This window comes from Mesorhizobium sp. M7A.F.Ca.US.014.04.1.1 (genome assembly GCF_003998745.1).
GTDB lineage: Bacteria > Pseudomonadota > Alphaproteobacteria > Rhizobiales > Rhizobiaceae > Mesorhizobium > Mesorhizobium ciceri.
In genome coordinates, this window is sequence record NZ_RZRW01001122.1 from 1 (window position 1) to 1017 (window position 1017).

Consider the following 1017-nt stretch of genomic DNA (forward strand, 5'->3'; position numbering starts at 1 on the left):
TCGCAGCACCGCTGATGGTGGTGCGCGGCGATGGCGCGCTGGTTTCAGCCGCTTTTGCCCGCCAGCGACCGAGCGAGACCATCCTGTCCGGCCCGGCCGCCAGCCTGGTCGGCGCCCGCCACATGACCGGGCTCGACAATGCTGTGGTGTCCGACATCGGCGGCACCACCACCGACGTCGCCGTGCTCGACGGCGGCCGTCCCAGGCTAGATCCGGAAGGCGCCACCGTCGGCGGCTTCCGCACCATGGTCGAGGCCGTCGCCATGCGCACCTTCGGCCTCGGCGGCGATTCCGAAGTGGCGCTGGAGGATGGCGCGCTCAACCCCAGGATCCTGCTCGGGCCGCGCCGCCTGGTGCCGCTGGCGCTGGCCGGCATGGCGCATGGCGTAGCGCTGATTTCAGAGCTGGAGCGTCAGCTGCGGGCACCCAATCCCGGCCGTATGGACGGCCGCTTCGCGGTGCGCACCGGCGTGCCGGACCGGCTCGCCGCCGGCCTGACCGGCGCCGAAGCCAGGCTCTACGAGCTGATTGGTGCCGTGCCGCTCGCCGTCGACAGGCTTTTGACCTCGAACGCGCAGAACGCGACGCTGAACCGGCTGGTGTCGCGCGGGCTGGTGCATGTCGCCGGCTTCACCCCGTCGGACGCCGCCCACGTGCTGGGCAAGCAGGCGAACTGGGATCCCATCGCCGCGCGCCTCGGCGCCGAACTGTTCGCCCGCAAGCGTGACGGCCGTGGCCAGAACATCGCCGCTTCGCCGGAAGCGATCTCGGAACGGGTGCTGGTGACGCTGACGCGCTGGTCGGCCGAATATATCCTCGAGACCGCCTTTGCCGAGGATGGGCTCGATGGCGCCGCGACAGTGGCGCACGCCCTGGTGCAGCGCGCGGTCGACGCGCATCCCGGCATCGCCCGCCTGAGCGTCGCGCTCGACCGCCCGGTCATCGGCCTCGGCGCCTCGGCGCCGCTGCACTATGCCGGCTTGGCCGAGCGCGGTGGCGACATCGGTATCCCTGGGC

General features: G+C 72.0%; 1 protein-coding gene. It reads left to right on the forward strand.

Annotated elements, in window-relative coordinates:
* The coding region (locus tag EOA22_RS34980; protein WP_281040821.1) for a hydantoinase/oxoprolinase family protein at positions 1-1017 on the forward strand (1017 nt) is incomplete at both ends.